Below are 1294 nucleotides of genomic sequence, written 5' to 3' on the forward strand. Positions count from 1 at the left end.
CCGCTTCGGCCTTTAGATTTGAGCCAGTGTAAAATTCCAAGAATGTCCTACCTTGGAAAGCTCTCAGAATGAGAGTAAACCAGTGCCAGTGGGGATGCCCTACCGTCTTCGGCTGAGTTGGCGACTCATGGATCGATTCAGGACCCCACTGGACTACTGAAGCATAAGACTCAGATAGAAATTCGGGCTAATGACCCATGAGCAAGGTATTGAGTGTGCAACAGGCTACTGGCTTATTTACTATCATTAACTGATTCAAAAATATGGAAAATCTTACGGTTTTTATCGGTATTGACATCTCTAAAGCTACGCTGGATTGGGCCGTTGTCATCGCGGGTAAGTTGTTATTCCACTATCAATCACCGAATGATGCTAAGGGCATTGAAAGCTTTGTCAGTCAGTTACAGCAACAACACCTGCAGGCAACTTTTAGTAATAGTCTGTATTGCATGGAGCATACGGGGATCTATAATAATCACTTACTGAATTTCTTCCAGCACAAACAGGTCAACCTATGGGTGGAACACCCCATTCATATTAAAGAAAGCTTGGGCATGATTCGGGGGAAAAATGACAAAGTCGATGCACAACGAATTGCTTTATATGCATACAAGAATCGGGAGGAAGCCCGTCTCTGGACGCCCAAACGGGAAGTTATTCAACAACTGGATCGGTTAACAGCCACTCGCAATCGGCTGGTCAAGGTGCGTAAGATGCTTCAGTCTCCATTGACCGATTCGGATGGTTTCATCGCCAAGAAAGATCATAGCGCTCAGAAGAAGGCATGTCAGAAAAGCTTAGATGCTCTTGGTAAAGATATCAAACAAATCCAGGCCGATATTACTGAGCTTATTACTAGCGACCCTTATTTAAAGGAGCTGTATGAGTATGTCCAGTCGGTCAAGGGGGTGGGCCCAGCCATCGCCACCGAACTGCTGATCATTACAAATGAATTCAAATCCATCACTGACCCTAAGAAGTTGGCTTGTCATGCGGGAGTGGTACCTTTTGTCTATTCGTCGGGTCAATACCGGGGCAAAGCTAAAACCAGTAATAAAGCCAACAAGCCCCTAAAAGCGCTGTTGCACAACGGGGCCATGTCAGCCATCCAGCACTCCCAAGAACTTAAAGCTTACTACACACGAAAAACGACCGAAGGCAAAAACGAAATGTTAGTTATTAACAACGTCTGTAACAAACTAATCCATCGCGTTTATGCCTGTGTCCAAAGGAGGGAAAAATATAAAGATTTTTATTTCCCCGTTGTTGTTTGAATCATAGAAATCGGTCCGAT

Annotated in this window: 1 protein-coding gene; it reads left to right on the forward strand. The window is 44.5% G+C overall.

What is annotated here, in order from left to right; all coding sequences use genetic code 11:
• Positions 1–263: 263 nt before the first annotated feature.
• A complete protein-coding gene (locus ACYVEA_RS34445; RefSeq protein ID WP_461117898.1) occupies positions 264–1274 on the forward strand; it encodes an IS110 family RNA-guided transposase in 1011 nt (336 codons plus the stop codon).
• The last annotated feature ends 20 nt before the right edge of the window (positions 1275–1294 follow it).

It is taken from the genome of Spirosoma jeollabukense (genome assembly GCF_054777855.1).

Excerpts from the sequence above, each read along its gene's own strand:
- ACYVEA_RS34445 (WP_461117898.1), top strand. The coding sequence starts at position 264 with ATGGAAAATCTTACGGTTTTTATCGGTATTGACATCTCTAAAGCTACG.